Source organism: Paenibacillus plantarum (assembly GCF_013141695.1).
Classification (GTDB): Bacteria; Bacillota; Bacilli; order Paenibacillales; family NBRC-103111; genus Paenibacillus_E; species Paenibacillus_E plantarum.
This window is the reverse complement of sequence record NZ_WHNY01000067.1, coordinates 187576-213359: the sequence shown is the minus strand read 5'-3', so window position 1 is coordinate 213359 and position 25784 is coordinate 187576. Positions and strand designations below refer to the sequence as shown.

Sequence of the window (25784 nt, the reverse complement as noted above, 5' to 3'; positions counted from 1 at the left end):
TTAATCTTGCTTGCATGCTTCGGATCCGTTGATACGCCTTACTTTATGCTCTCCGTTAGAAGTTGTATAGTTCTTAGTTTGAAGACAGTTCGGAGAATAACGTAACGTCAAGTTCTCCTTTTCACACTAGGTTTTCAATCTCATGAAACCCGCCTAGATGATTGCTTTCTGATAGGACTGCTGAGACAATGGAACTAGCGCGCAAGATATCAGAAGACTTGTATGGGGGCTGTCAGCAATGCTAAGACGTATTCATTTCAAAGAATTGTACATGCGTATTTTCTTTATCATAGGGTTGGTATTTGTCGGTATGGCTCTGCTTTACTCGCTTTTCCTCTCCAATCAAATTTCGAAATATGCGATAAATGAAGTGAACGGAAGTACGGCTGTTAAGCTTAATCATTTTAAGAGCACGATGGAGATCACGCTGCGAAAGTTAAAAGTAAGCAGTATTCAGCTCTACCAGGATCGGAATATTGGCTATTGGCTCACGGCAACCTCGAAGGATTCTTATTTGAATCATCTCGTTGATTTAAAGATTGGTGAATTCCTAAGTACGGAGAGGCTCATTCAGGATGTGTACCTGTTCAACCTCTCTACCCGTGAAGTCTTCTCGGCAAAAAACGGACCGGTACCTTTCACTGATTTTCCCGATCAGGTTATGCTTCAGCAAGTTGTTAATCAAACGATGCAACCACTTAATTTCTCTAAAGTGACCTTCATGGGGCAGACGGAGTTGACTTTATCTCTTCCTAATGGTGGCATCGACCAAACGCCCAATGGCCGCCTTATGATCGTTTTAGATAAGACTTTCCTCGCCGAGGATCTTCTTCTAAGCAATAATGAGTTTGAAGGAAAGTGGCTCGTGGTCGATAAAGACCATAACTTGCTTATGGGGGATGTCAATCCATCTAACGCTGGTGACATCATACATGCGGGAAATCAGTGGAGGTCCAATGGGCAAGATTGGGGCGTTCAATCCATTACTTTTTCGGATGAGGGCTGGCAATTATTCCTGCTATCCCCGCAAGGTATCTGGAAAAACAAACTGCTGGTGCTGAATTTTAAAGTATTAGGCTCTTTTTTCCTTATGATCGTCTTCTTATTAGTTATTCTTTATTTCCTGTCCAAAAAAAATTACAAACCTTTAACGGAACTTCTGGGTAAAATTCGTATTTACACGACAGGTGTGAACCTGCCAGAGAATGAACTGTCTATTTCCTCTATCCATACGGAATTTAAATTAGGGATTGATACGTTAGTTCATCGTATTGAGGAACAAAATCGCTCGCTTAAAAACAGTGATTCTATTGTCAAAGATGAGCTTCTGAGGCAGTGGATTTTAAGCGGTTCGGTAGGTCCCTCCTTACGGGAAGACCTGCAAAAGAAGCTGGCAATTAGTCTAGATAAGCCGGTTCGTTTAGCTGTATGTCGGATTGAGGATTATATCCCCTTCTGTCAAACTTACAATTTTCAATCTCGGAAATTAATGAAATTTGCTATTCAGAATGTCGTTGAAGAAGTCATTCGAACCTACGGATTAAAAGCAGAAACATCTGATCTCGGGAGCGATCATATCGTTATTGTGCTCTCCGTTTCTGATACGCAAAAGCTGAGCGAACCCGAACTCCTAGCCATGCTGGAAGATGCGAAGCATCACGTCCTGCAATGGATTAAAGTCTCTGTCTCTATCGGTCTTAGTGACGCAATTGCGCCAACGGAGAATATTCATCATATCTATCAAACGACGTATGAGTTAACCGAAATCTCCTTTATCACTGGAGAAAGCGCCATCTATTCACCGCAAGATAGAAAGGAAACATACATAGATGGCCAGTTCGACGGGTTGGATACCGAGCAAATAACCGCCTTTATTCAGTCGATTCGTATACGCGATACCGATGCCTTACAGCGACAACTTCAGCATTTGTTCAATCAGCTGCAAGACTTACCCGCTGACGAAAGCAAACTTCAGCTCATCCAACTCCTGTATGTATTACAAAAGTCATTTAAACAATTAAATACACCAGGGGGTATGGTCGGCATACGTAACCAGTTGGATCAATATAACAATTTGAAGGAAGTCCATTTGTGGGTCGAGGAAACGCTGATGAATCTAATCGAACAAATGTCCACTCGACGCACGCAGAAAGAAGACATTTTCCCTGAAATTGCCGAATACATTTCCAACCATCTTCACGATGCCATGCTGACCATTGATGATATCGCCAATCATGTTAATTTTTCCGTCAATTATCTTCGGGTCATATTTAAAGAGCAAAATGATATCTCAATTTCCGATTTCATCCTAGAACGACGCATCGAGAAAGTGAAAGAACTGCTGCTCAAAACGAAGTGGTCGATTGCTGAAATCTCATCACAGTCAGGCTTCCAGTCGAAGAGCCATTTTTTCACTGCTTTTAAGAAGGCTACGGGTATGACGCCGAATCAGTATCGTGAGGAGCATGCGCAGATATAAAAAGTGGAAGGAATCCTGCTGCTAACAGGACGCCTTCCACTTTTTTTAATATACCCTAATTTCATATATGGCGGCACTAGGATCACCATTGGTCTCCGTAATAACGATTCGTACTTGTGTCGTTCGAACGGCTTGAGCGAGACGATGAATTCGTTTCCGCTGATAATTGTTGTTTACTCGCTCCAACGTAATCCATTCATCCGCCATCCATGCTTGAAGCTCATACGCTTTCACACATTGCGGGTCTTGGCTAAGCGGCGCGTAAAAGCGATAATCACGCAGCAAATTTCCTGCGAAGGTTACTTCTACCTGCGAAACAACTTGCTCCTCGCGCCAATTTAACTGAGCCCACTGTGGCATCGCTTCCGACGGGGCTGACCGCCAAAGATTCGTTCTCCTATAAGGTCGTGTCACGCCGCTTCGTACGTTCTTAACTGGATAGCTGCATTGCTCAGGTTCGATATGGAAAGCCAACGATTCACCGTTTTCATACCTTCTCATGAGCCCATTGCCCATATCCGCTGCGGCAACCATACCTGGTATAATACTTGCAGCCTTATGCCAGTAGAGCTGAGCATGAGGACCGATGTCTAAGCGGATATAGCATGTAGACTGATCAGGTTCACGCTCCACCTGCACATTTAATTCCCAGCGTATCCATTGGCATTGACCAGGGGGGACTGCGAGCGTGGTTTGAGCCAGCTTGGGCTCGATATCCGTTTTGTAATCCCAGATATGACGGGCAGCAACAACGGAAGCTTCCACCCACTGTATCTGCTCTGTAAGATTGCTTAAGCAAATAGAAAGAGCATCTACTTGCTCTGTGCTCATGGCAATCCACTGACCACGCTTCTCATTTAGGAGCTCACTCTCATTTAGCCCCTGAACTTCATTCAACGTCATCTTCGGCTCCACGCGACCCAATTTGGCTTCACTACTAGCCGTAGCAATTGCCATTCTCGCCAAATCTAACGGATCCTCATTCGATTCATGCAGTAAGAAGCAATCATCTCTTAGAAGCCTTTGTTTAATTGCCGTGATTGTACTTACCGACAAGCCCGACACGCTCTCCCCTCGGCTAAGCGCAACAGCAGCAGCCGTCCCCGCCGCTTGCCCGAGCAGTGCAGTCGTCCCCATGACACGACTGCTGCCTAATGCCACGTGCGATGCACTTATATTTCGCCCTGCCATCATTAAGTTAGTTACATCCTTAGCAACCAGACTTCGCAGCGGTATCCCGTAAGGCGCGATGTAGCTTTTCTTCATATAATCCGAATTCTCACCCTCTGCGACGGATTGTTCACTATACTCGGCAAGCAGGCCGCCTGACTTATGCAGGTCAATGTACCAGCCGCCAAAGGCGACTTCGTCCTCGAAGACAGTCTGACCTACTAAATCTTTTTCCGTTAAAACATACTGCCCCATGATCCGTCTGCTTTCCCGCTTACCTGGAACTTGCCCAATCCAATCAAGCGCATAATGCTTCGTTTTGTCCATCAAATTAGGATCCTTATTCTTCATAAAATCCCATATGCCAAGCACATGCCGCGTTAACTCATGCCGAATGATTTCGTTTCCAGTGATCGTATTCCAAGGTACACCTAGTTCAATCCACCAAAACCCTCCCTCCGGATCATACGGAACGCGCCCCCCCTTATAGAATACATCTGGGTTATCATAGTGATATGCCCAGGCAGGCGCTTGAAACGGTACAGGCTTCCCCATATCCTTCGCACGAAAATGAATCGAGCTTCCCATTACTTCAGAACTTGCCGTTGGGGGCGCATGGTGCTCACCGAATTCCGCTTGTCCTTCTGTACCCATTCGCCACTCACAACCAGATAATTCAGCCAAAATACCATCCCCTGTACAGTCAATAAATACATTCGCATGTAGGGTAAGTTCCGTCTCAGCGTTTCCAACTCTTGCGTGAATTGCCTTGATCTCCTTGGCATCACCCATTTCCAATGCATACACGGACGTATTTAAATAATGAGATAGATGGGGGGTACTTATAATTTTGTCATAAAGTATCAGATCCCAGACACTATTTGTTCTGCCATTTTCGCTATTGGGCTCATGATTCACCACACGTTCTTCAATCAACAATTCCGCAATAATTCCTGTCTCTCGTGCATAAGCATTGTAATTCGCCGCTCCCTGTGGAAATACGCGAATTTCAGAAGAACTGTTTCCTCCAAATACAGGACGATCCTGCACAATGCAGGTACGTGCACCTTGCCTTGCTGCTGCAATTGCAGCACAAATACCAGCTAATCCACCGCCGCATACGATCACATCAAAAGAATCATGTATATGTTGCAACCTTTTCCCTCCTATTACTCTTTTTACTCATAAAACCCACAGCATTCTTCAAAAGCTAATCCGCTGATATGGGATACTCTAATCCTTCATTACTAAAATGTATAGTTCTCAGTTTTATGTTAGTTCTGATAACAACGAATCGTTGGTGGTGATGACTTTAATCGGGATTATTCCTTATAAATGGCAAAAAGAGGCACCATGAAGGAGCCTCTTCTTCTCTACTTATGTATTCGTGTTACAAGACACCAATTACCGCCCTTGTTGCTCGATTCTTTCAAGCCTTTGATCCAGCTTTTCCAGCAGGGCCTTGAGCTCCATATTTTCCTGCTCCGCATGATAATTAATGGCGAAGTCAAGGATCGCCTCCTGCTTATCTTTGGAAGCTTGTCGATTCTGACTCATGAGAATGACTGGAGCTTGGAAGGCTGAAATACAAGAGAGAATAAGATTAAGCAGGATGAACGGGGGTTTATCGAAGGCGAAGCTCAAGCAATTAATCGTCATCCAAATGACTAAGAACAAGCTGAAAAGCAGAATAAACGCCCAACTTCCCCCGAATGTTGCAATGTCATCAGCAAGCCGATCAGCCCAAGAAGTTTTCTTCTCCTGCTGCTCAATTAAATGGGACTTAATGTTCCCTTTATACGCATTTACTATAGCGGCAATGCGTTCTAATTGGTCATTGTCCAGTTTAAAGTTAGGATCATTATCTAACTCATGAAACAACTTCTCCGGTGAGAATTCACTTTCTACTTGAGCCCCTTCCATGTCTTTCCCCATTTTCTTGTCCCTTCTTCCTTCTGCCAATCTTACTCCAATGTGGCAAGCAGCTTATCATCAAACTCCTTGTCTGATTCCGGATACGTTAAATCCATGCTTTCTAACGCTGCCACCGCAATTTGTAGAACTGCCCAATCCCGATACCAGCGATGGTTGGCAGGAACAATATACCAAGGTGCTGACTCCGAACTGCACTGTTTGATCACATCCTCATAAGCAGCTTGATATTCGTCCCATGATTCACGTTCAACCAGGTCATTCTTATCGAATTTCCAACGCTTTGTTGGATCCTTGAGTCGATTTCTAAGCTTGGCTAGCTGAAAATCTTGCGAGATATGCAAGAAAATCTTTACGATTTTCACACCATTGCTCTCCAGCAGTTTCTCAAAATGTTTGATGTGCTTGAACCGTTGTTTGGCTTCCGAATCGTCAATTAATCGATGTATACGTGTGATCAGTACATCTTCATAGTAGGATCTTACGAAAGCTCCTATCATGCCTTTGGCAGGCGTCGCCTTATGCGCACGCCATAGAAAATCATGGGATGCCTCTTCTTCGGTTGGCGTTCGGAAACTCGTTACTTGGAACCCTTGCGGATGCAAGCATCCGAGCGCCTGTTTCACGACACCATCTTTACCACTGCAATCCATGCCTTGAATGACGAACAGAACAGACCGCTGCTTTGTTGCATAAAGCATATTTTGAAGTTCTTGCAATCTTTCCTTTAAACGTGCCATATTCGGCTCGATTTCTTCTCTGTCATGATGAGCATTCGTATCGTTGGGATCTAAGTTCGATAGTTGCACTTTTTTACCAGGTTCCCATCGAAAATGGCTGTTAGGCATACTTGACCTCCTCTACCTTGTTGTCATTGGCTGATCTCAACCCTTTTTTCTGCCACAATGGGGTGGGCGAACTCGCCGCGCAAGATAGCTCCTTGTTCCACCACCACTTGTTTGTCCAAAATTACATGATCTAAATAAGCATTCGCTTCGATCGCACACTGATGCATCACGATACTATTTTTGATGCTAACGCCTCGATTCACCTTCACACCTGGAAACAAAATGCTATTTTCTACATAGCCTTCAATACTGCAACCATGAGCGATAAATGAGTTACGAATCAACGCTTGGTCATGATAGGCCGTTTCCAGTTCTTCTTCATGCCTAGTATAGACAGATTCATGGTTAATCATAAATTCATGCCATCCATGCGGTTGCAGAAGGTGCATACTATGGGCATAGTAGCTATCGATCGAATCCATAATTGCCACATATCCATGATTGGCATAGCCTTGAACATGAATATCAGCTAAGTGGCTCCAAATGACTTCTTTCAGGTATCTCTCACTGCCAAGCATCATGCTTTGCTCAATCAGCTCAATGAGCAGGCTCCGTTTGATAACCATCGTATCCAAATCGATATTTTGCGGCTTTAAGCTTGGTAACGCATGGTACGTTGGCGTAACACAGACGACTCTGCCCTGTTCGTTCATTTCCAGGCTATAGGCATGACCAATATGCGCATGGCGATCCATCTCGGTTAAATGCTTATAGAGAATCGTCATATCAGCATCGTTGCCCAGATGGTAATCGATCATATTTTCAAAATTCATATGATAAATCACACTGCTAGGAGCAAGCAGCACATACGTTTCGGTGCAATTTTTCAATACATCAAGATGGCTGTATAGATGAAATAGATCTCCACGCATATCCTTAGCGAGATGACTAGGAGAGAGCACAGTTACGCCGCCTTCCGCGGTCGTATCTAAGCCCCAATGATGCCCGTCACCCACATGTTCAAGCAGGGAGTCCGCTTTGTCATTCGCCAATAGCATAACCTTCTGAATACCCGAATTGCTCATATTGGAAAGCGCAAAATCAACCATCCGATAACGTCCGGCAAAAGGTACGGCACCTACACATCGATTACGTGTAAGTGTAGATAAGTCATCTTGTTCATTCATCAAATTGATCAGCCCAAGAACATCCTTCATCCTATACGCCTCCTCGGATTATCCGAAATACACCTGATTGGTCAGCTTGGCCGGAATAACTGCTGGATACTGGCGTCTTACCGTTGTTCTCTCCGCAATTGTCGTGATCTCTGCCCCGTCTAGCTGACCAACAACAGCTCCATCCTTAATGATTGCGCCTTCTCCGATAATCGCATTACTGATGAGCACGTTTTTCCCAATTTGCACACCTGGCATGATGACGCTATTGAGTACTCTGCTATTTCCTCCAACACGAACATTATCGAATACCACGGAATGACTGATATTTCCATATATCGTCGAACCATCACCGATTATCGCATTATTTACTCTCGCTGTTAAGGAAACGTGCGTTTGCGAGAGATTCCTCGTTTTGGTCAGTACAGGCCACGATTCCTGTTCCAGTTGCAATTTAGGTGTATATCCAAGTAAATCCATATGGGATTCCCATAGGCTTTGAATCGTACCTACATCTTTCCAATATCCTTCGAATGGATATGCCGATAAGTGGGCGCCTTCAGCCAGCAGTCCCGGAATGATATTTTGTCCAAAATCATGGCTCGAAGCTTGATCTTCCGCATCTTTTTCCAAAGATGACCGAAGCACATCCCAATTGAACAAATACACGCCCATAGAAGCGAGATTACTATCAGGCTTCAGCGGTTTCTCTGCAAAAGCTGTGACCCGGTGATCTTCATCCGTGCTCATAATGCCAAAGCGACTCGCTTCCTCCCACTTCACAGGGGTAACGGATATGGTAACATCCGCGCCAGAAGCCTTATGATGCTCGATCATCGCTCGGTAATCCATGCTATAGATATGGTCGCTGGAAATAATTAAGACATAGCTTGGATTCTGTTCCCGCAGAAAAGCCAAATTCTGATAGATCGCGTCCGCTGTCCCCGAGTAAGCATTGGGCGCACCAACTTGTCTTTCAAACAGAGAGATCCCACCTCGCTCACGCTTCATCCCCCATGCTTCCCCGCTTCCGATATGAGCATGCAGAACAGCAGGTTTGTACTGCGTCAACACGCCTACCGTGTCAATGCCCGAATGGCGGCAATTGCTTAATGAAAAGTCAATAATTCTATATTTTCCACCAAAATGAACAGCTGGCTTTGCGATATTTTTCGTCAACGGACTAAGTCTACTGCCCTCACCACCAGCTAATAGCATAGCTACGCATTCCTGTTTCTTCACCCTAATCTCATCCTTCCGTAGGTTTATATTTGAGGATAACTGCTGCAAGTGGCGGTATGTTAACTGAAATACTTTGCGGATACCCTTGACAAGACCACTCCTCGGTATCCAACAGGTAGTCATTGGTTACTCCTGAACCGCCAAATTCCAACTTATCGCTGTTAAAAACCTCCTGATACCGCCCAGGCTCCATAACCCCAAGACGATATCCCTCATGCGTTTCAGGCTTGAAATTGCTTATGATAATAAGCTGTTCATTGTTCGTCTTCGATTTTCGCAAGAGCGTCACCAGACCATCCTCTTTCTCTTCCGCAACCAGTGAGGTGCAGCCGTTCGACTCGAAATCAAGTTCCCACAATGCTTTTTCTTCTATGTAAAAATGATTCATCTGTTTCACAAATTCCGCAAAATGCTGATGCTCTTCAATGTCCAACAATCCCCAAGCCAAGGAATCTTCTGCATTCCAATCGTCCATTTGACCGAATTCAGTACCCATAAAAAGCAGTTTTTTACCCGGGTGTCCCATCATATAGGTATAAAGCACACGCAGATTAGCAAAACGCTGCCAATTATCTTCCCCAGACATTTTACCTAGCAAGGATTTGCTCGGATAATCCATTTCGTCATGAGAAAAAGGCAAGACATAGTTCTCATCCCTCGTCCCCAGCAGTGACCGGGTTAGCCGATCTTCCTGTCCGCCGCGTTCACTTTGATTTTTCTTCATATATGCCAGCGTATCGGAGGTAAAAGCTAAATTCCATTTGTAATTAAACCCTAGTCCGCCATACTCAACCGGTGTAGTTACACCCGGATACGCGCTGGAGTCTTCTGCAATCATGAGCACATTAGGATACCTGGAAAATACGACTGCATTTAATTTCTGTAGGAATGCAATCCCTTCCAGATTCTCCTCTCCACCCTGTTCGTTCCGAATGTATTCCGCTTCTGGACGATTAAAATTCAACGTTAACAAACTATAGACGGCATCGACTCTTAGTCCATCTACATGATACATATCCATCCAGAACAGAGCATTCGAAATCAAAAAACTAACGACTTCCGGCTTACCATAATCGAAAATATACGTTCCCCAAGTCGGATTCTCACCTTTGCGACTATCCGCATACTCATAGAGCGGGGAGCCATCAAATCGGGATAAACCATGCGCATCTTTGCAAAAATGAGCAGGGACCCAGTCCATAATCACGCCGATTCCCTTTTGATGACAACGATCCACAAAGTACATAAAATCTTTCGGTGATCCATAACGGCTTGTCACTGAATAGTAACCGGTTACCTGATAGCCCCACGAGGAGTCAAGCGGGTGCTCGGCTAACGGCATGAGCTCAATATGGGTATACCCTCGCTCGTGAACGTAATCGACGAGTTCATCAGCTAATTCCACATAACTATAAAATCCGCCGTCCTCCTTGCGCTTCCAACTGCCCAAATGCACTTCGTAGATAAGAAGCGGCTGCTGCAAGTGTTGATTCGATGTGTTATTCGTCAACCAGTCTTCATCCTGCCATTCATAATTTTCAAGCGAAGCAATAATGGAAGCGGTTTCCGGTCTGAACTCCGTTTGAAACGCATAGGGATCCGCCTTCAAATAATGATCCCCGTCCTGCGTAACGATTTCATATTTATATAAAGTGCCTTCATCAAGCTCGGGAATGAATAGTGTCCAAATGCCTTCCTGCATCGTCATCGCATGATGGCTGCCATCCCAACCGTTAAAGCTGCCGGATACGTTCACCTGCTTGGCATTCGGTGCCCACACAGCGAAGTTGACTCCTTTGCGGCCATCGCGTTCTTTTAAATGTGCCCCAAGAAATTGATAGCTTTGATACTGTGTGCCTTCATGCAGCAAATAGAACGCGTCCGTATTTGATTTCGAGGCGATTGTTGTCATGTTCTTTCCTCCCCTGCGTTGTTGAATTTAATGCTAATTACACACATATGGGTAGATTGAAACAACAAATTGATAACTTTTTGTAGTACAAAAAAACACGATGCCAGTTTGGCTCGTGTTTTTAGGACAATAATTTTGTAAATCGCTATTGCTGTTATAGCAGCGATTCCGCGCCGTCAATGAACAGTTCTGTACCGGTAATATGGTTAGATACGTCTGAAGCCAGGAAAGCTACTAGATTGGCAACTTGCTCAGGTTGTCCAGGCGCATGTTCCAATGGCTGATTCCCTTCCGGGTACTTAATTGGAATTTTAATTTTGTCGAGCTCTGGTGTCGGCTGGGTATTCTCACCGATATTGGTCTTGATTGAGCCCGGGCAGATGGCGTTGACGCGTATTTTGTACCGGGCCAATTCTAACGCGGCCATTTTGGCAAAGGCAACTTGCCCTGCTTTGGAAGAGCTATAGGCCGACATCCCGAACCCGGAGAAGGTGCGACTTCCGTTAATTGAACTCGTGATGACGATGCTGCCGCCACTTTCTTTCATATGAGGGATTGCATATTTAACGCAGAGGAACGTCCCCTTTAGATTGACAGAAAGTGTACGATCCCAGTCCTCAGGCTTCATATCTTCAATCGGCGCCAAAACCCCGTTGATACCGGCATTGGCAAAGACAACATGTATCTGCCCCCATGTCTTTGCCGTTTGCTCGAACGCCTTTTGAACTCGGTTCGGGTCTGAGATGTCGACGTCGGCTGTTATCACCTGACCGCCTGCTGCTTCTATCTCTTGTTTCGTCCCCTCAAGCCGGTCGTCTTTCAAATCAGCAAGACATACTTTCATTCCTTGCTGCGCCAGCAGCACGGCTGCAGCACGCCCAATACCGGATCCTGCTCCGGTAATCAAGGCAACCTTGTCCTTTATATCGGGTAGTACCATCAACGATTTCTGCAATGTTTGCACGGCAGTGGGTTCACTCCTAACCTATATTAGTAGACTCAAATAAACCTGATCCTTCTACTTATTAAAGTTACTATACCCATGCTGCGCATCATTCAAACTCAATCGATCGTTACTACAAAAAATAAAAGCCCCAATCGCAGGGCTTTATTTATCGATATGAGGCTCAAGATCCTTCCAAATATCCCCGACGACTTAGGACTGATATTCATCTTCAGTGACTTGCTCCAACCATTCGACCGCCTTGCCGTCAAGAAGTTCTTGAATGGCGATATAGCTGTGGTGGGAGAAGCACCATGCCAATGCTTCACACCAGGTGGGAACCAGACCACATCACCGGGGCGAATTTCCTCGATCAGACCTCCCAATCGTTGAGCCCGTCCTATCCCTGCGGTTACGATCAGCGTTTGACCCAGCGGATGCGTATGCCATGCTGTCCGTGCGCCGGGCTCGAATGTAACGCTTGCACCAGCTACGCGTGCGGGCTCAGCTGCTTCAAATAATGGATCGATCCGAACCGTTCCCGTAAAATAATCAGATGGGCCTTTACCCGAAGGTTGGGATCCTGCTCTTTTAATTTCCATTTACTAAATCCCTCCGTTAATGTTGTGAGTTTGTTTTCGCGTTGTGGTACTTATAATGATACCAAAAGGGACGGCTGAATTGAATTCTCCTTGGCACATATCGCGCGGTTTAATGGACACATACTCCGTCGAATTTCTATTAACTGGAAAATATACAGCTATTTATGCGAAATTTGATCGAAATCTCGATTTAACTGTAAAATATGTAGCTAAAACCGCCTCTTTTGTTCAGATCGGTTATTATGGTTAAAATTAACTGTAGGTTATCCATTTATTCTACATTAGTTCAGAAACAATCAAAATTTAGCTGTATAAAATCCATCTAATCGAGCAAAGACAAGCCCTTCCCTTTTGAGTGAAGAGCTTGTCTTTATTTATGAAATCACATCCTCCAGCCGAAGATCAGGCGATGTTCCAAGCTCTCGCTGCAGCAGTTGCTCCAATTCGCGATATTGCTTCATCGCTTCGTTCTTCCGGCCTAGATCAGCATACAATCGCATCATTTTGTAATGGATGTCTTCTCTCATCGCATCGATCTTCAACAATTCACCGTAGTAATGCAGCGTTTGCTGCTGACGGTCATGTGTCCAGTGATGCTGAGCGGTCAACTCCAACAAATCAATGTATTGTTGCTCCAACGAGCGACTCATCTCGATAGCCCACTCATAGGACCTGCCTTTCAACAACGGTCCCTTATACAGAGCTTCCGCCTGTTCCAACAAACCTGCACGTTCACCTGGAGCTCGTCTAATCTCCTTGATCAACCGCTCGAACTCATACAGATCGCACCTCAGATCATCGGTTTCTAAGCGTATCTCGTTTCCCGTCGTTGTAATCCCGCCGCCAGACCGGTCGTATCCGACCGCTTTGCGGATAGCGTACAACGTCGAATTCAAATTCTTCAATGCGTTGTCAGGGGCTAGATTCTGCCACAACGTTTCCGTTACTTCTTCCCGAGCAACCGTTCTTTTGCAAGCCAGGAAAGCAAACAATTCCTCGGTTTTCGGAGTCCGCAATCGAATCGCTTCTTTCTTCCCTTCCGTCGTACGGCCTATAATTTTAAAACCTCCAAACAGTTGCACTTCCAGGTTCGGGATGGGATCATCCTGCCGTCGAACCCTTTGAACCTTCTCCATGGTGATAGCCAGCCTTTCCGACGTAACAGGCTTTACGATATAGTCCAGCACGTTAATCGCATAGGCCTTTACCGCATACTCGTCGGAACCTGTCACTAACACAATATCGATATTTCGCTGCATTTCCGTGAGCAACACCGATAATCTCATTCCGTTAATATCGGGCATGGAAATGTCGAGAAAGGCGACATCGATATCATGCGCTTTGGCATATTCATATCCATCCTGGGGATCTAAGAATGTCTCGATACTTCCGATTCCACCGATTTCCGACAAGAGACGCTTCAGTCTCCTTATCGCCATTTCCTCGTCGTCTACGATCATCAATCGCAGCATACGCTACATCTCCCCTCTTTCTAACATGTGTCTTGTCGACAATTCCATCTCCACACGCGTGCCTTCACCCTCTCGGCTGTCGATGCGTAATGTTGTGCCATACAGCAAACGCAGGCGTTGGCTAATATTCCACAATCCAATGCCTCCGACTGCCGTATCGGGCTTCATAACTGACGCCAACTGACCTTCTTTCATACCGCAGCCATTGTCTTCAATTCGTATCAATACATCACCTTGTGCCCGTTCGATGACGGTCAATTTCACCGTCCCCCCTTTCGAGCGGGACATAACGCCGTGTCGAATCGCATTCTCCACAATCGGCTGAATGACGAGAGGGGGAATCATTACCCCCAGATTCGCCTCCAAAACGTAGTCCACCTGCAGCCTAGCACCAAACCTCGCCTGTTCAATGGCTACATAAGATTGGACAAGCTCCAACTCGTTCTCGAGTGTAGTCAAGGCTTCGAGGTGCTTGAAATCAAAGCTGCTTCTCAAATAGCTCGACAATCGAAGCGTAAGCTGCTCTGCCTGTCCGGCATCGATCACGCACAGTTCGGCGATCGCCGTAAGCGCGTTATACAGAAAATGCGGCTTAATCTGCGAACGTAGAAAAGCGATCTCTGCATTCCTGGCTAACTTGACCGAAGATTTCAGCTCGGTCAAATTACTTACGCGGGCCATCAGTTCCTCGGATTCGAACGGCTTCGCGACGACATCGTTCGCTCCGTTCTCCAACGCGATTCGAATATCTTCGCTGCTGTTTCGGGCCGTCAACACGAGCACTGGCAGTTCGAACGGCGAGAATCTTTCCCGAATGCGCCCTAGAACTTCGTAGCCGGACATGTCCGACATGATGAGATCCAGCACGACAAGAGAAATATCCGGATAACTGAACAACGTTTCCAAAGCTAATTGCCCTCGGTCAACAACGATGAAGGTGCGTTCTTCCAATTTGAACATGTTCATCATACTTTGCAGATTCGCAAAATCGTCATCCACCAGCAGGATCGGCTCCTTTTCCTTACCCGCAACATATAGCGGATACTCAGGAGAGTGCACGCTGACAGTTCCGGACAATGGCAATTCGACTGATTCAGCCATCCTTCCGTCGCCGTCCAGTTTCAAATTATCATCTGCTAGAGGCAGTGTAAAGCGGAAAGTCGCCCCCCTGCCAGTCTCCGAATCAACTTCGATATGTCCGCCGTGCAGCTCCACCAGACGCTTCGTAATGCTGAGCCCAAGCCCGGTGCCGCCGTAATCGGCCGCTCCGTCTTGCTCGAAATCCTGGAAAATGCGTTCGCGCATATCTGCAGCGATCCCAAGCCCGGTATCTCTCACTCGCACTTCCATCCATTCTCCCCTAGTTTCGATGCTCACTTCGACGGTCCCTTGATTACAAAACTTAATCGCATTACCGATTAAATTGTGCAAAATTTGAATGAGTCGATTACCGTCCGCATAAACAAGAGGCAAATGATCCGGCACGCTGTTGATCAACTTCGTGCTTCTGCCCTCTAGCAAAAAGCTGTGAATCTGGATAACCGATTCGACATACGATTTCACATCGATTGCTCTTCTTTGTAACGCCAGATCACCGTGCTTAAGCTTTGAGTAATCGAGCAATTCGTTTACGAGCATCATCAGCCTTCTGCCGCTGTCAACCACGATGGACATGTTGCGAGCCTGTTTGTCTGTCAGTGTCCCCTCCACTCCCTTAAGCAGTGATTGGGAAATATTAACGATCGCATTCAGCGGTGTCCGCAATTCATGAGATGTATTCGACAGAAAGTCGTCTTTGATTTTATCGAGCCGCAGCAATTGGTCTTTCATCCTGTCGACCGTCTGGTAAGCTTCAAAAAATCGCAGTACGACAACAGGTACCATCACGGCATTAAAAATAATGATGCAAAACTGTGCCAGCCAGGCGGTTTTATGGATCCCAAGTGCGAAAAATATTACATCCAGCGAATACATATTAATCATCAGTACAGCCACACACAGCATCAGTAATTTAAACCGTGTTCCTCGCTCGCCTTTCACGAACAATTGGGCAGATACGAGAAAATTCCAAAATTGAACGATTTGGTACAGGAGAACAATATAGAACTGAATTGGCGTATACGCCCGGATGGATAGCATCGGAATAAGGATCATAAATCCAATCAGCACGAACGTTACCGCTTGTGTAATACGTAATGACAGCTTGCTTCTATGCAAATGATGGTAAAAAAGCGCTAATGCCAAACAACCGGAAACCGAAACGAAATCCTTGATTTTATATAGGATTTCGAAAGATAGTCGGCCTTCCAACAAAAAGAAAAGCGATCGCTCTCCCATTAGTCCGTGATACAGCCCAAACATCAGACAGATCGACGCCAACATCAAGAGTGAATGGTCTCTGATGCGATAAGCGGAGGCAGCCGCGAAACAGATCAAATAAATCAGCGTCAGAGTACCAAGAATGCCCAATACGAAAAAATCTTTACTGAGCGCTAACTGCCGTTCAGAGATTAATGGATCGGCAAGCCCAAAGCGCAGCGAGTCGACGATACCTGAATTTACATAATCGTAGTTGGCCGCCTGCACGATAATTTCGATGCGCCCCTGTTTCGCGGAAAAAACGCCAAGCTGTGGGCGGTTACCCGAGCGATAGCCCGATTTGTCAGTGGACGTTTGCCCATCAGCCAGCAGCTTGTCTCCATTCACATAAATCTCACTGGCAAAACGAATATTCGGTTTCTTCAGCGCCAACTCTCCGGCATAGGAAAGCCCAGTCAACACCATCCTGTATGTAGCCGCTCCGTAAACCGGCAGCTTAACGCCGTTAAGCTGCTTTCCGTTCCAGGGGGATGGGATTTTCATATAAGAAACACCGCTGGCATCGGGCAATTTCGATGGCTGTCGGAAATCATCCGGCGTAAGCAACTGGTTCCAGTAGAACTCCCACTCTCCGTCCAACGGGATAACTGGATCGATTTCGGGATTCCACCGCTCAAGATCCAAGTTGCCATGCTGAACGATCCATTGGCTTTGCTGCTCGCCGCCTGTAATCTTTCCAGAAAGAGGTATAAGCGAAAAACCGATCAATCCGATCATTAAGACAAGCAAGACCCTTGCAAGCCAAGATATTCTTTCGTTTCGAATCAGGTTCGCCTCCTCTTCCCTAGACAATTACTTAATGATATAAACTATTTCGTTGTCGACATCGTGAATTCCTATTCGGTATGCGGCTTAAAATGAAAATAAAACCGCTTCAAACTTAAAAGCGCGCGCCAATTGAGTATCGGCACGCGCTCACAGCATAGCTTTTTTCATCTGTCTACTTGACAAGGGTATGACCAGCTCATTGGCTGTCATGTTTAAAACTTATTAATGATTAGGTACCACATAAACACTGCCATCTGACAACACTTGTACAGTGCCCGAGGCTGATTCAATTTCCCGAAGTGCCCAATGTTCTTGCGGAACGTCCGGCCAGCTTGATGACTTCATGTCGGCTGTCGGTCGCCCGAACAATCGGTTTAATATCGTTACTGCTTCCGCACGATTCAATTGATTATTCGGCAGGAAGGTGCCGTCGGAATAGCCCTGCAAAATGCCTGCTTGCGAAGCTTGTTTAATCGCTTCGAAAGCCCAGTGCTCTTGCGTATCGCTGTAACCTGCATAAGAAGTGTTTCCAGTTGTTCCAACTGGAAGCAGTCTAGCAGCAATGTTGGCAATCTCGCCGCGAGTAATCGCATCATTAGGGCGGAAGCCGGTATCGTCTCCGAGCATCACTCCTGCGCGTTGCATGTTGGCAATAGCTTCAGCAGCCCAATGTCCTTTGGCAACGTCCGGATAACCACTAGGTTGTGCCGAAACCGAAGCATTATTGGACTTAGCAGCTCCAATACGATTCAAAATTGTCGCCAATTCCGCACGCGTAATGGCTTGCGATGGGTGGAATGTGCCGTCTGGGTAACCGGACAAATAAGGTTTCAGCGCTCCCGCTCCATTTTTCTGAATAATGGTAAATGTACTGAATTTACTGATCTCAATAGCAATACCGATTGGTTTGCCATCCGCATCATAACGGATTTCTCCTTGCTTAAGCACCTTTTCGCCGTCGCTATGTTCAATGTACACAGCCAGCTCATTCAAAATTTGTTTGGCCGCCGCTGCGTTTGCCGGCAAACTCAAGTTATTCAGTGGGAACACGACTTCCGTCTTGTATCCCGAATAGTTGGTCTCAATCTTAACCGGTTGACCGATTACGATGACCGATCTACCTTCTGCATCTTTGAGTACAAGCTCAGCGGATTGCACGCGTTTTGTTACTTCACTGCGCTCAGCCTCTGCACGGACAGGAACAATTCGGAAGTAGGCATCTTTTCCGTCTTTACCCATTTGCTGTAGAGACTCGGCCGATACTGTAATTTGCCCATCAGGCAGCACCAGTTGCAGTGACATTCCTCCATCTGCAAGCAAGCTTACCGTTTCGGCATTTATGCTGACAATTCGCTCATCTGCCGGGTCTTCCGGCAAGTCCGTTACATAGATGCGAGCAACATGATCCTTATTCTCTGCAGCTTTTTCCAAGATTGTACGTGCATCCGTAGCATTCAACTTCACCGTATCCAGCGTTTTGCCAATTGACGATTGGGTCCGCAGGATGTTGGTTTCGAATGTCCAGCCTCCGGTACTTCCTTCAACTGTCGTTTGGCGAACCTTAGGACCTGTACCTGATTCCTCTACACGTTTCACATCGATGGAATACGTCTGTGATGACTTAAGATCAGCTGATTCCACATTGACGATAATGGTATTGCTTCCAATTTCTATAGCAGGTGTAAAAGTGCCGCCGCCTTTAAGTTTTACATTCCGCACCCTTACTGTCGCCTCTGGATCATTGGTGATTGCCTGGATTGCCACGTTGGAGATTTCGGTTGTTGAAATCGTTCCGTATTTAAGCTTGTATGGCGTAAAGGCACCGTCCAAGATGGTATCTGCCTGCAAACTCGCCAGTAATGGCGGCTGTCCAGGCACTGTCTGCTTACGCAATACAGAAACGGTATATGTGAGCAAAGTACCATCTTGAGCTTTTACCTCAATGGCAAAGGTTTGTGCATCCTTCGTAAAGGGAAGTGACAAGACTGTTCCGTTCGTTACCTTTTGACCGTTGATATAGATGACTGCATCCGATTGAGCAGCAACTGGCAGAAGCTTAAACTCACCAGCTGTATAAGGTACAAGAACCTCATAATTGGATACGGCCGGGTTGAAGTCAGCTAACAACTGAGCTCCGTCAGTAGCGAGTCCCAAGCTTTGCAGTTGTGCATTACCGCTTAGTTCTCGAACTACAGTTACTTGGTAGTTGCGTGTTTCCGATCCGTCTGGTGAGGTCACAACCACAGGCACTTGATTCTCGCCAACTTGCAGCTGAATCGCCTGAGAAGCTTGCCCGCCCTGAACGGATTGACCTTTAACTTTAATGCCTGAACCGGCTTTGATTGCACCAGGTGTCAAAGTTACTGTATCCACGGTATTATCCACATAAACGGCATAGTTTTCTTCCGTCCCTGTGAAAGCTTTCGCCGGAAGTACATCTCCCGGTTGGGAAGCAGTGGCATTGTTCAGCTTCAATGTAGTCAATAAGGCTTCGCTGGAACCAGTTCCATCAAGAGTAAGTGTGTAGAACTTATCACCTGCGCTAGCAGAATGAACTTTGATGGATACCGATTTCCCAGTAGCAGGTACTGCGACATCGACATAACCGCTCTCAGGAACTGTTGTGCCGTCGATCGTCACGACCGAAGTAGCAGCCATCGGAACTGCATACACACGAACATTGTCTGAATAAGCTAATGCCTGATAAGCAGATGTACCGAATTGATACGGAGCACTCATCTGTGCATTGCCCGTTGTCAATGCAGCAAGATCGCTAGGGGTTGCCGGTATTGCTTCACGTACACCTTTAATGATTTCAAATCCATACTCGGTTTTATTGCCAACGCCATCAGTAGCCGTCATCGTAATCTGTTCGCGATCCGTTGAAGCTCCCCATGGCAATGGTGCGTAATAATAGAATTTCCCTTTGTCATCCAATGGAACATTTGTACCATTAACAACGAGTTTAGCTCCCGTATCTGTTTGGCCGGTTATATACATTCTGTTAATATCTGTGACAATACCATTCAGTGAGATCGGCTTGCCTTGCGCGTCATCGCCGCCTGAAGCGATTAACATCGGTCCAGTGCGGTCAATGAACACCTTGCGGTATGCCGTAGAGCGGTCACCGCGCGCATTCACAGATTCAACTAACACGTTATATTCCCGTTCTTTCAATACGGCAACTTGAAGCAGATCTTGCAGAACAAATGTGGCAGTTCCTCCTGCTGTTACTTGCTCATTGCTGCCAAGCTGCTGTCCGTTTACGAACAAAGTCACAGTAGCATCTTGATCAGCAGTCACCTTCAAGGAGGCTTGTTCGGCTGCTGTAAGCATCAGCTTCTCTTTATTTCCGTCGTAGGACGTGTACCCTTGTTCAATGACTGCATTTGCGCCTGCGTCAATCGCCACAGATAACGCTGGCGGTTGTGGAACTGGCAAATCTGTCAAAACACTCGCAGACGTTGGGCTGAGCACAATACGTCCTTGCTCATGACCAATTGCTGAGACAGAGATATCGTATTTTTTACCAGAAGTTAACTCGGTAATAACAGCATTCTGCTCACTTCCCGCTTGAGGAGGCAGATCCATGATTGGAACTGCAGCTTTACCACTCGCGTTTTCACTAGCCCAAATGCGATAAGCTGTCACTTCACCTGCAATAGAAGACCAGCGCAAGGATATTTCTCCATTTCCAGTAGAAAGCACCTCAGGTTGCCCAGGTGTATCCAGCGAAATAGGAGCAGTCACCTCTACAGTTGCATCCGTAATGGCATGGATCGGTGCTTGATCTGCACTTTCTCCTACAACAGAAAGATAATAAGTTCCAGGCAGCAAGGAAGTCGGAAGATCAATAGCTTTACTGCCGGATGATGGCAAACCGCTTTGAATGACTTCTCCAACCCATTGATCAGCACTGTCTGTTAACATCATGGTTACTTGCGCATCAGACGATGCATTCTCCATAGACCACGTTACTTGAATACGATTTTCCACGCCAGCTACAGCATTTACTGAAGCTTTAATCTCAGGCAGAGGAATTAATTTCTGAATTTGCAGATCAACTTTTTTTGCATTTTGAATCATCCATTTGCCAGCTGGCGCATTCAGGAGCGATACATATAGGGTATCCCTACCGTCGTTCACTGGATTTGGAGTCGAGATCTTCGTCTGTTGGAGCGGATCTCCGCCTGAGTTTGAACTTGCCACTCGGTCTGACGCCGGCTGTAAATAGGCGTTGCCATCAGGAGCATCAAAGTTCAGTGTGTACGGTGAACCATCAGGTGCTGTAATGACGGTATTAGCATTGCCGCCGCTAACCGTTAGCATGTAATTGCCATTCTCAGCAATTTCTAGATATTTGCTGAATCGGCCTTCCATCGCCAATGGTTTAATTGACTTGAACTTCCTAGTAGACTTGTAGGCAATAACACTTGTATAAGAGCTGCTTACAACTTTCCACTGTCCCTTCAAATCAACATCGTCTAGGAAAATCGTTTTCTTCTGCTGCGATTCGTCATACAGAACATTCATTCCTGGCAGACCCGTATTAGGTTGAAGCTTATAAAGATCACCTTTGGGCGTATACAGTTTTGTCTGTTCATTTGCGCCATAAATCTCTACGATTGCTTGGCCATTGTCTGTCTGAGTCATGTCAAACACGGTAGGGTAAACTTGATCCTGTTCCCACTGCATGACATCCTCTATTTTTGTTTTGGACGGAACACTGTTTAATACGGCGCTTGGACTTGTGCCTGCGCTGATCATCCAAGTTCCTGCCTCAACCGCATCCACCAACGTGTACACGTAACCCTTATCTTTGAAAGCATTCCAATCTGGTTCGTTCTGTGATATCTGTAAACTATAAGGCCGTCCATCTGGCTTATAGACAATAATATCACCTTGAGCTTCACCAACTTTAAGGACGTAGCTTCCACGCTCTTTCACTGTAAGAGAAGTAACCGAGCGATCTGGTGTTTGCGACCACAGCTTCGCCAATTCATCCAACTTCAGCGACTCGCTGGCAAATAACAGTTCATTCACTTGAATGTGACTATTACCGCTTGTTGTCAGACTCCATTTGCCTGCAAACAACGCTACACGCATATAGGTCATTTGGTTGTCAGCATCATAGCTGATTTCTGGATAAGCAAGTTGCTCATAACTTTGTTTGGATGCAGTACTTTTCAGTGCAGCAGTCCGTTGATCTCCTGTTAAGGCAATAAGTGCCGTATAGGAATGATCCACCGTGAAAGAAGCTGTCGACTTCCCGCTTGAAGCATTCGTTTCAGTTGTAATCAGAGGTGTTTGATCCACTGACGTGAGCTGTCCATTCACAATGCGCGCTTTCGCATCGATATGAACTGACTCATCCGGTTGGAAAGACAAACTAACCGGTGTTAGATCAAAGACTCGTTTCAGCGGATTGGCCGCAGCAATTCTAACATCATTCAATGTTTTGCCCGAATCTGTATTCCTTAGGAACAATTCTTCCGCAATGTCCAGCCATGGTTCTGCTGCGTCCATAAAATCAGAAACATTGTTCACGAAATCCAGACCTTTTTCCCACCAAGACTTCTTAGGCGGCTCTGCTTCCACTTCGAACAGAATGGTATTGTTATTGAACGTATACTTCAGATTAGCGCCTACCCCGTTATGTCTGAAAGTACCACTAATGCCTTTTTCATTTACACTAAGTGCAACGTTACTCACCGTCGCTCCGCCAATACGCGGAATCCCTTTTGGAACATACACTGTTCCTTTAATAGCACCGTTGAATCCTTTTTGATTAAAAGAGTACGTGCCAATTGCTCCTTTGACGACTTCGAAAAGGTTGATGTCGCCTTTCGTTGCAAAGCCCGGTGCAGAAAATCCTTTGATTCCAGCGGTTGCTGGATTCACTACTGTTTGCATGTCCATGTTCTTCACCGGCAGCCAATAGTAGTATTCAATTCCACTGCCATTAAAGCCGTAGTTCGATAGATTCATATCAATGGAATCGGTACCGATTAGATTAAACTTGTAATTGGCCTGCGGATGCTTCATTTCAGGAACAATCAGATCGTTCACAGATCCAGTGACACTGAACTTCTGAGGAATCTGCGACTTCTCTGCAAGTTTGTCCACATTACCGAATAAATAATTGACTTGTAGACCTGTCGAAGCAAGCTTCACTTTCTTGTACATGCCAAAACTTACGGCATCCAAACGTCCTTGTTTAGTTTTCATATTCAAATCGAAGCTTAAGTTCGTATCTGGCAAACTGCCTGTTCCCTGAACACCGACATAAGGAATGCGGCTTTCCACAACGAATTTCGTATCACTTGCTTTGATTGGGCCCACCTGGAAGCTATTCTTCATCGTGTAAGTACCCGACAAATCAAAGCGGTTGTTACGGAATTGCAGACCTTCAAACGGCACCGTTTCCTTAACCTTTTGAGTTCCTACTTGCAAACCGATTTCCAGATCACCAGTTAGACGGAGACCATCTTTTGTAAAAATAAACGAGCTAGCTTTGACGGGCATATCCATGTTCAAGTAGTCCGTCGCTTGCGAGCCGCTCAAATCCAAAGCGAACTTGTCTGACGTGATGGTAAACGGCCCCTCATGAATCGTGTAAGACACATTCGAACCGAGTGCTCCACCGCCGTTGACATATAAGCGACCATCGCCTGTTATTGTGGCTGGATTTACTCTTTTGTTCACAACAAGGCTTGTTCCCTTGAACATGACCGAGTCGTTAATGATTACCGGTTCGGTAGTGTCATTAAGTGTATAGAGACCAGCACTATTCGGATTCTCCGTAAACGGCCCCTGCAGACCAAGACTGTTTGCCTCGTTGCTAGCAGACGAGCTCGGCACATCTACTCTAGCGAAGTTTCTTGGTTTGTAGAAGTCTAGTGCTGTTATTAGAAGACCGTCTGGGAATACGTAATTGCCATAGTATTTATGATCAAGGTGTATATCATATTCACCTGGAGGCACAACCGTTTCTTTTTCATCCCAGTACAACTCTAACTGGCGCTCATTTATAATATTGGATTTAAGGTTATATTGGGTACCATCCTTGCCTTGTAAGTAGTAATGAATATCCCCTACAGGTTTACGATATAGATTAGGGATACCTATTCCTACCGCAACCAATCGCTTCTTGTCTTTCACATGCAGAACCGAAGGACCGATCCGGTCGTAATGAAGCACATCAGGTGTTTTTATAGTCTGATCATCATCATTCAAGATAATCGGCACTGCTTCCGTGTAACTCTTACCTATTTCGTTGACTGCATAGCCGCGAACCTGATATCTTTGCTGCCATATCAGTCCCTTTAATACAACTGTAAAGGTACTTGTTCCTTCTTCTATAGCTGTGTAAGGGACTTGGATCCATTTGCCGAAATCCTCTTCTTTTTCTCCTTCCTTTGGATACTCTCGGTACTCTACTCCTCGTGCGGTAATTTCTTTAGTTCCATCATCATAGACGTTTGTAACTACGTTTATTATGTCATCTATGTGCTTTGGATCAAATTCGATCAATTCCATCGGATCAACCGTAAGCTTAACACCAGGCGCCGTCGGAGGCGTATACCCGAACAGCCAAGTTTCGTTCATAATAGCTGCAGGTTCAGCACCGACTTTAGCGCCGAAAACTTTATCCATGATCATAATTTCGTCGCGATTTCCGCCAAACATGACAAAATTTTTACCATCGAACGCCATGTTCGCATTGGTTAACGGAAAAGGTACCTGATTGGGTTGCCCTTGGACCTCAAAAACCTTTCCGTCTTTATCCATATTACTTTTATACATAACTCCGGTGGAGAATTTCAACGGAGAGGTTTCCCATTTACTTCCATTCCAGCCATAAGCCATACTCCCCCTCGTAGGTGGATACGTGCTCGATGGCAGCTTTAATTTCGAAACCAATTCGTTATTATAATTATGAACATAGTCGCGTTCTCCGCCAAAGAAGACAACGCGTCGTCCATCATAGGCCATCGCCTGTCCCCAGCGTCCGTAGCCCTCTGGACCAGCTGTCGAACTCCAGTTATTTGCTTCCCGGTCCCATTTCCATAATAACGGAGAGCTGTCGTCGTGCGTGACTGTCTTCGTTACTTCCGTACCTGTACTCGTATACTCTTTCGTAATAGAGCCTGCATTTCCACCGTACAGCACAGCCGTTTTGCCGTCAAAAGCCATTTGCCCGCCATACGCTGCAGGTGGCTTATCATCAGGCGTAGCCTGAGTCCAGCCAGTTCCATTCCACAGCCAAGTATCGTCCTGAAGATGCTTAGAACTTCCGCTGCCTGAATATCCGCCGAACAGAACCAACTGATCGCCGTTATAGGCAAGCTGAGCGCCTCCGCGAGCTATCGGGGAGTCCGTAAGCCCTTGAACTTGCTCCCACTTGGCATCCATGCCATCCCACAGCCAAGTATCACCTAGCAACGCTCCGGACTGACCCTCGCCTCCGAATAGAAGAACTTTTCCAGTGGATGGATCATAAGCCATGGCTGCGCCTTTGCGTTTGGACGGAGAGGAAGCAAGATGCAATTCTTCCCGCCAAGTTTTCTCATAGCCATCCCATATCCAAGTCTCATCGAAAAGGCCACTGTTACCCTGACCTCCGAACATGACCACATTCTCAGCCATCTCATCAAAGACCATGGCTGCACCATGTCTTGCACCAGGTGAAAGATTCGTTGTTACTCTCTGCCAAGTATAATCCGTAATTTTGGTTGCAGGACCGTATGTATTCTGCAGCACTGTGTTAGTCCCGGGAGCCACATCTTTAGCTTGAGCTACACTCGAACCGCCGTATAGAAACGGTATGTACTGGATTAGCAATGCAGCAATTAATAGTTTGGCCCATCCGGCTTTCCGACGTCTATTCAACATTCATCCCTCTTTTCCTAGTTTTCATCA

General features: G+C 46.0%; 11 protein-coding genes and 1 pseudogene. 1 reads left to right on the top strand and 11 read right to left on the bottom strand.

Annotated features, from left to right (window positions below):
* Positions 1 to 238: 238 nt before the first annotated feature.
* Entirely contained in the window at positions 239 to 2479 is a 2241-nt protein-coding gene (locus GC096_RS24055; RefSeq protein WP_171633815.1) for a helix-turn-helix domain-containing protein, read from the top strand.
* Between the two features lie 45 nt (positions 2480 to 2524).
* Here the strand turns inward: GC096_RS24055 and GC096_RS24050 are convergent, their stop codons facing one another.
* From GC096_RS24050 to GC096_RS24000, 11 genes and pseudogenes are all read right to left on the bottom strand, one after another.
* Positions 2525 to 4804 carry an FAD-dependent oxidoreductase gene (locus GC096_RS24050; protein ID WP_171633813.1) on the bottom strand — a complete coding sequence of 760 codons (2280 nt, stop codon included), beginning with the start codon at positions 4802 to 4804 and terminating at the stop codon, positions 2525 to 2527.
* Positions 4805 to 5053: 249 nt separating this feature from the next.
* Positions 5054 to 5584 (bottom strand): DUF1003 domain-containing protein, encoded by a 531-nt coding sequence (locus GC096_RS24045; protein ID WP_216626248.1) that lies wholly within the window; start codon positions 5582 to 5584, stop codon positions 5054 to 5056.
* A 29-nt stretch (positions 5585 to 5613) separates the two neighbouring features.
* Positions 5614 to 6429, bottom strand: a complete 816-nt coding sequence (locus GC096_RS24040; protein ID WP_171633811.1) for a PPK2 family polyphosphate kinase — start codon at positions 6427 to 6429, stop codon at positions 5614 to 5616.
* Positions 6430 to 6452: 23 nt separating this feature from the next.
* The gene (gene glgD, locus GC096_RS24035) at positions 6453 to 7586 is read right to left on the bottom strand and encodes a glucose-1-phosphate adenylyltransferase subunit GlgD (RefSeq protein ID WP_171633810.1); all 1134 of its coding nucleotides are present in this window, start codon (positions 7584 to 7586) and stop codon (positions 6453 to 6455) included.
* A gap of 18 nt (positions 7587 to 7604) precedes the next feature.
* The gene (locus tag GC096_RS24030) at positions 7605 to 8786 is read right to left on the bottom strand and encodes a glucose-1-phosphate adenylyltransferase (protein ID WP_312886332.1); all 1182 of its coding nucleotides are present in this window, start codon (positions 8784 to 8786) and stop codon (positions 7605 to 7607) included.
* Positions 8787 to 8793: 7 nt separating this feature from the next.
* Positions 8794 to 10698 carry a 1,4-alpha-glucan branching protein GlgB gene (gene glgB, locus GC096_RS24025; RefSeq protein ID WP_171633806.1) on the bottom strand — a complete coding sequence of 635 codons (1905 nt, stop codon included), beginning with the start codon at positions 10696 to 10698 and terminating at the stop codon, positions 8794 to 8796.
* A gap of 154 nt (positions 10699 to 10852) precedes the next feature.
* Positions 10853 to 11638: an SDR family oxidoreductase gene (locus tag GC096_RS24020; protein WP_171634299.1), complete on the bottom strand. Its 786-nt coding sequence runs from the start codon at positions 11636 to 11638 to the stop codon at positions 10853 to 10855.
* Positions 11639 to 11854: 216 nt separating this feature from the next.
* Positions 11855 to 12243, bottom strand: a pseudogene (locus GC096_RS24015) ((R)-mandelonitrile lyase).
* Between the two features lie 374 nt (positions 12244 to 12617).
* Positions 12618 to 13715, bottom strand: a complete 1098-nt coding sequence (locus tag GC096_RS24010) for a BTAD domain-containing putative transcriptional regulator (protein WP_171633805.1) — start codon at positions 13713 to 13715, stop codon at positions 12618 to 12620.
* Between the two features lie 3 nt (positions 13716 to 13718).
* Positions 13719 to 16811 carry an ATP-binding protein gene (locus GC096_RS24005; RefSeq protein WP_171633803.1) on the bottom strand — a complete coding sequence of 1031 codons (3093 nt, stop codon included), beginning with the start codon at positions 16809 to 16811 and terminating at the stop codon, positions 13719 to 13721.
* Between the two features lie 273 nt (positions 16812 to 17084).
* Positions 17085 to 25757 carry a cadherin-like beta sandwich domain-containing protein gene (locus GC096_RS24000; protein WP_171633801.1) on the bottom strand — a complete coding sequence of 2891 codons (8673 nt, stop codon included), beginning with the start codon at positions 25755 to 25757 and terminating at the stop codon, positions 17085 to 17087.
* Between the last annotated feature and the right edge of the window lie 27 nt (positions 25758 to 25784).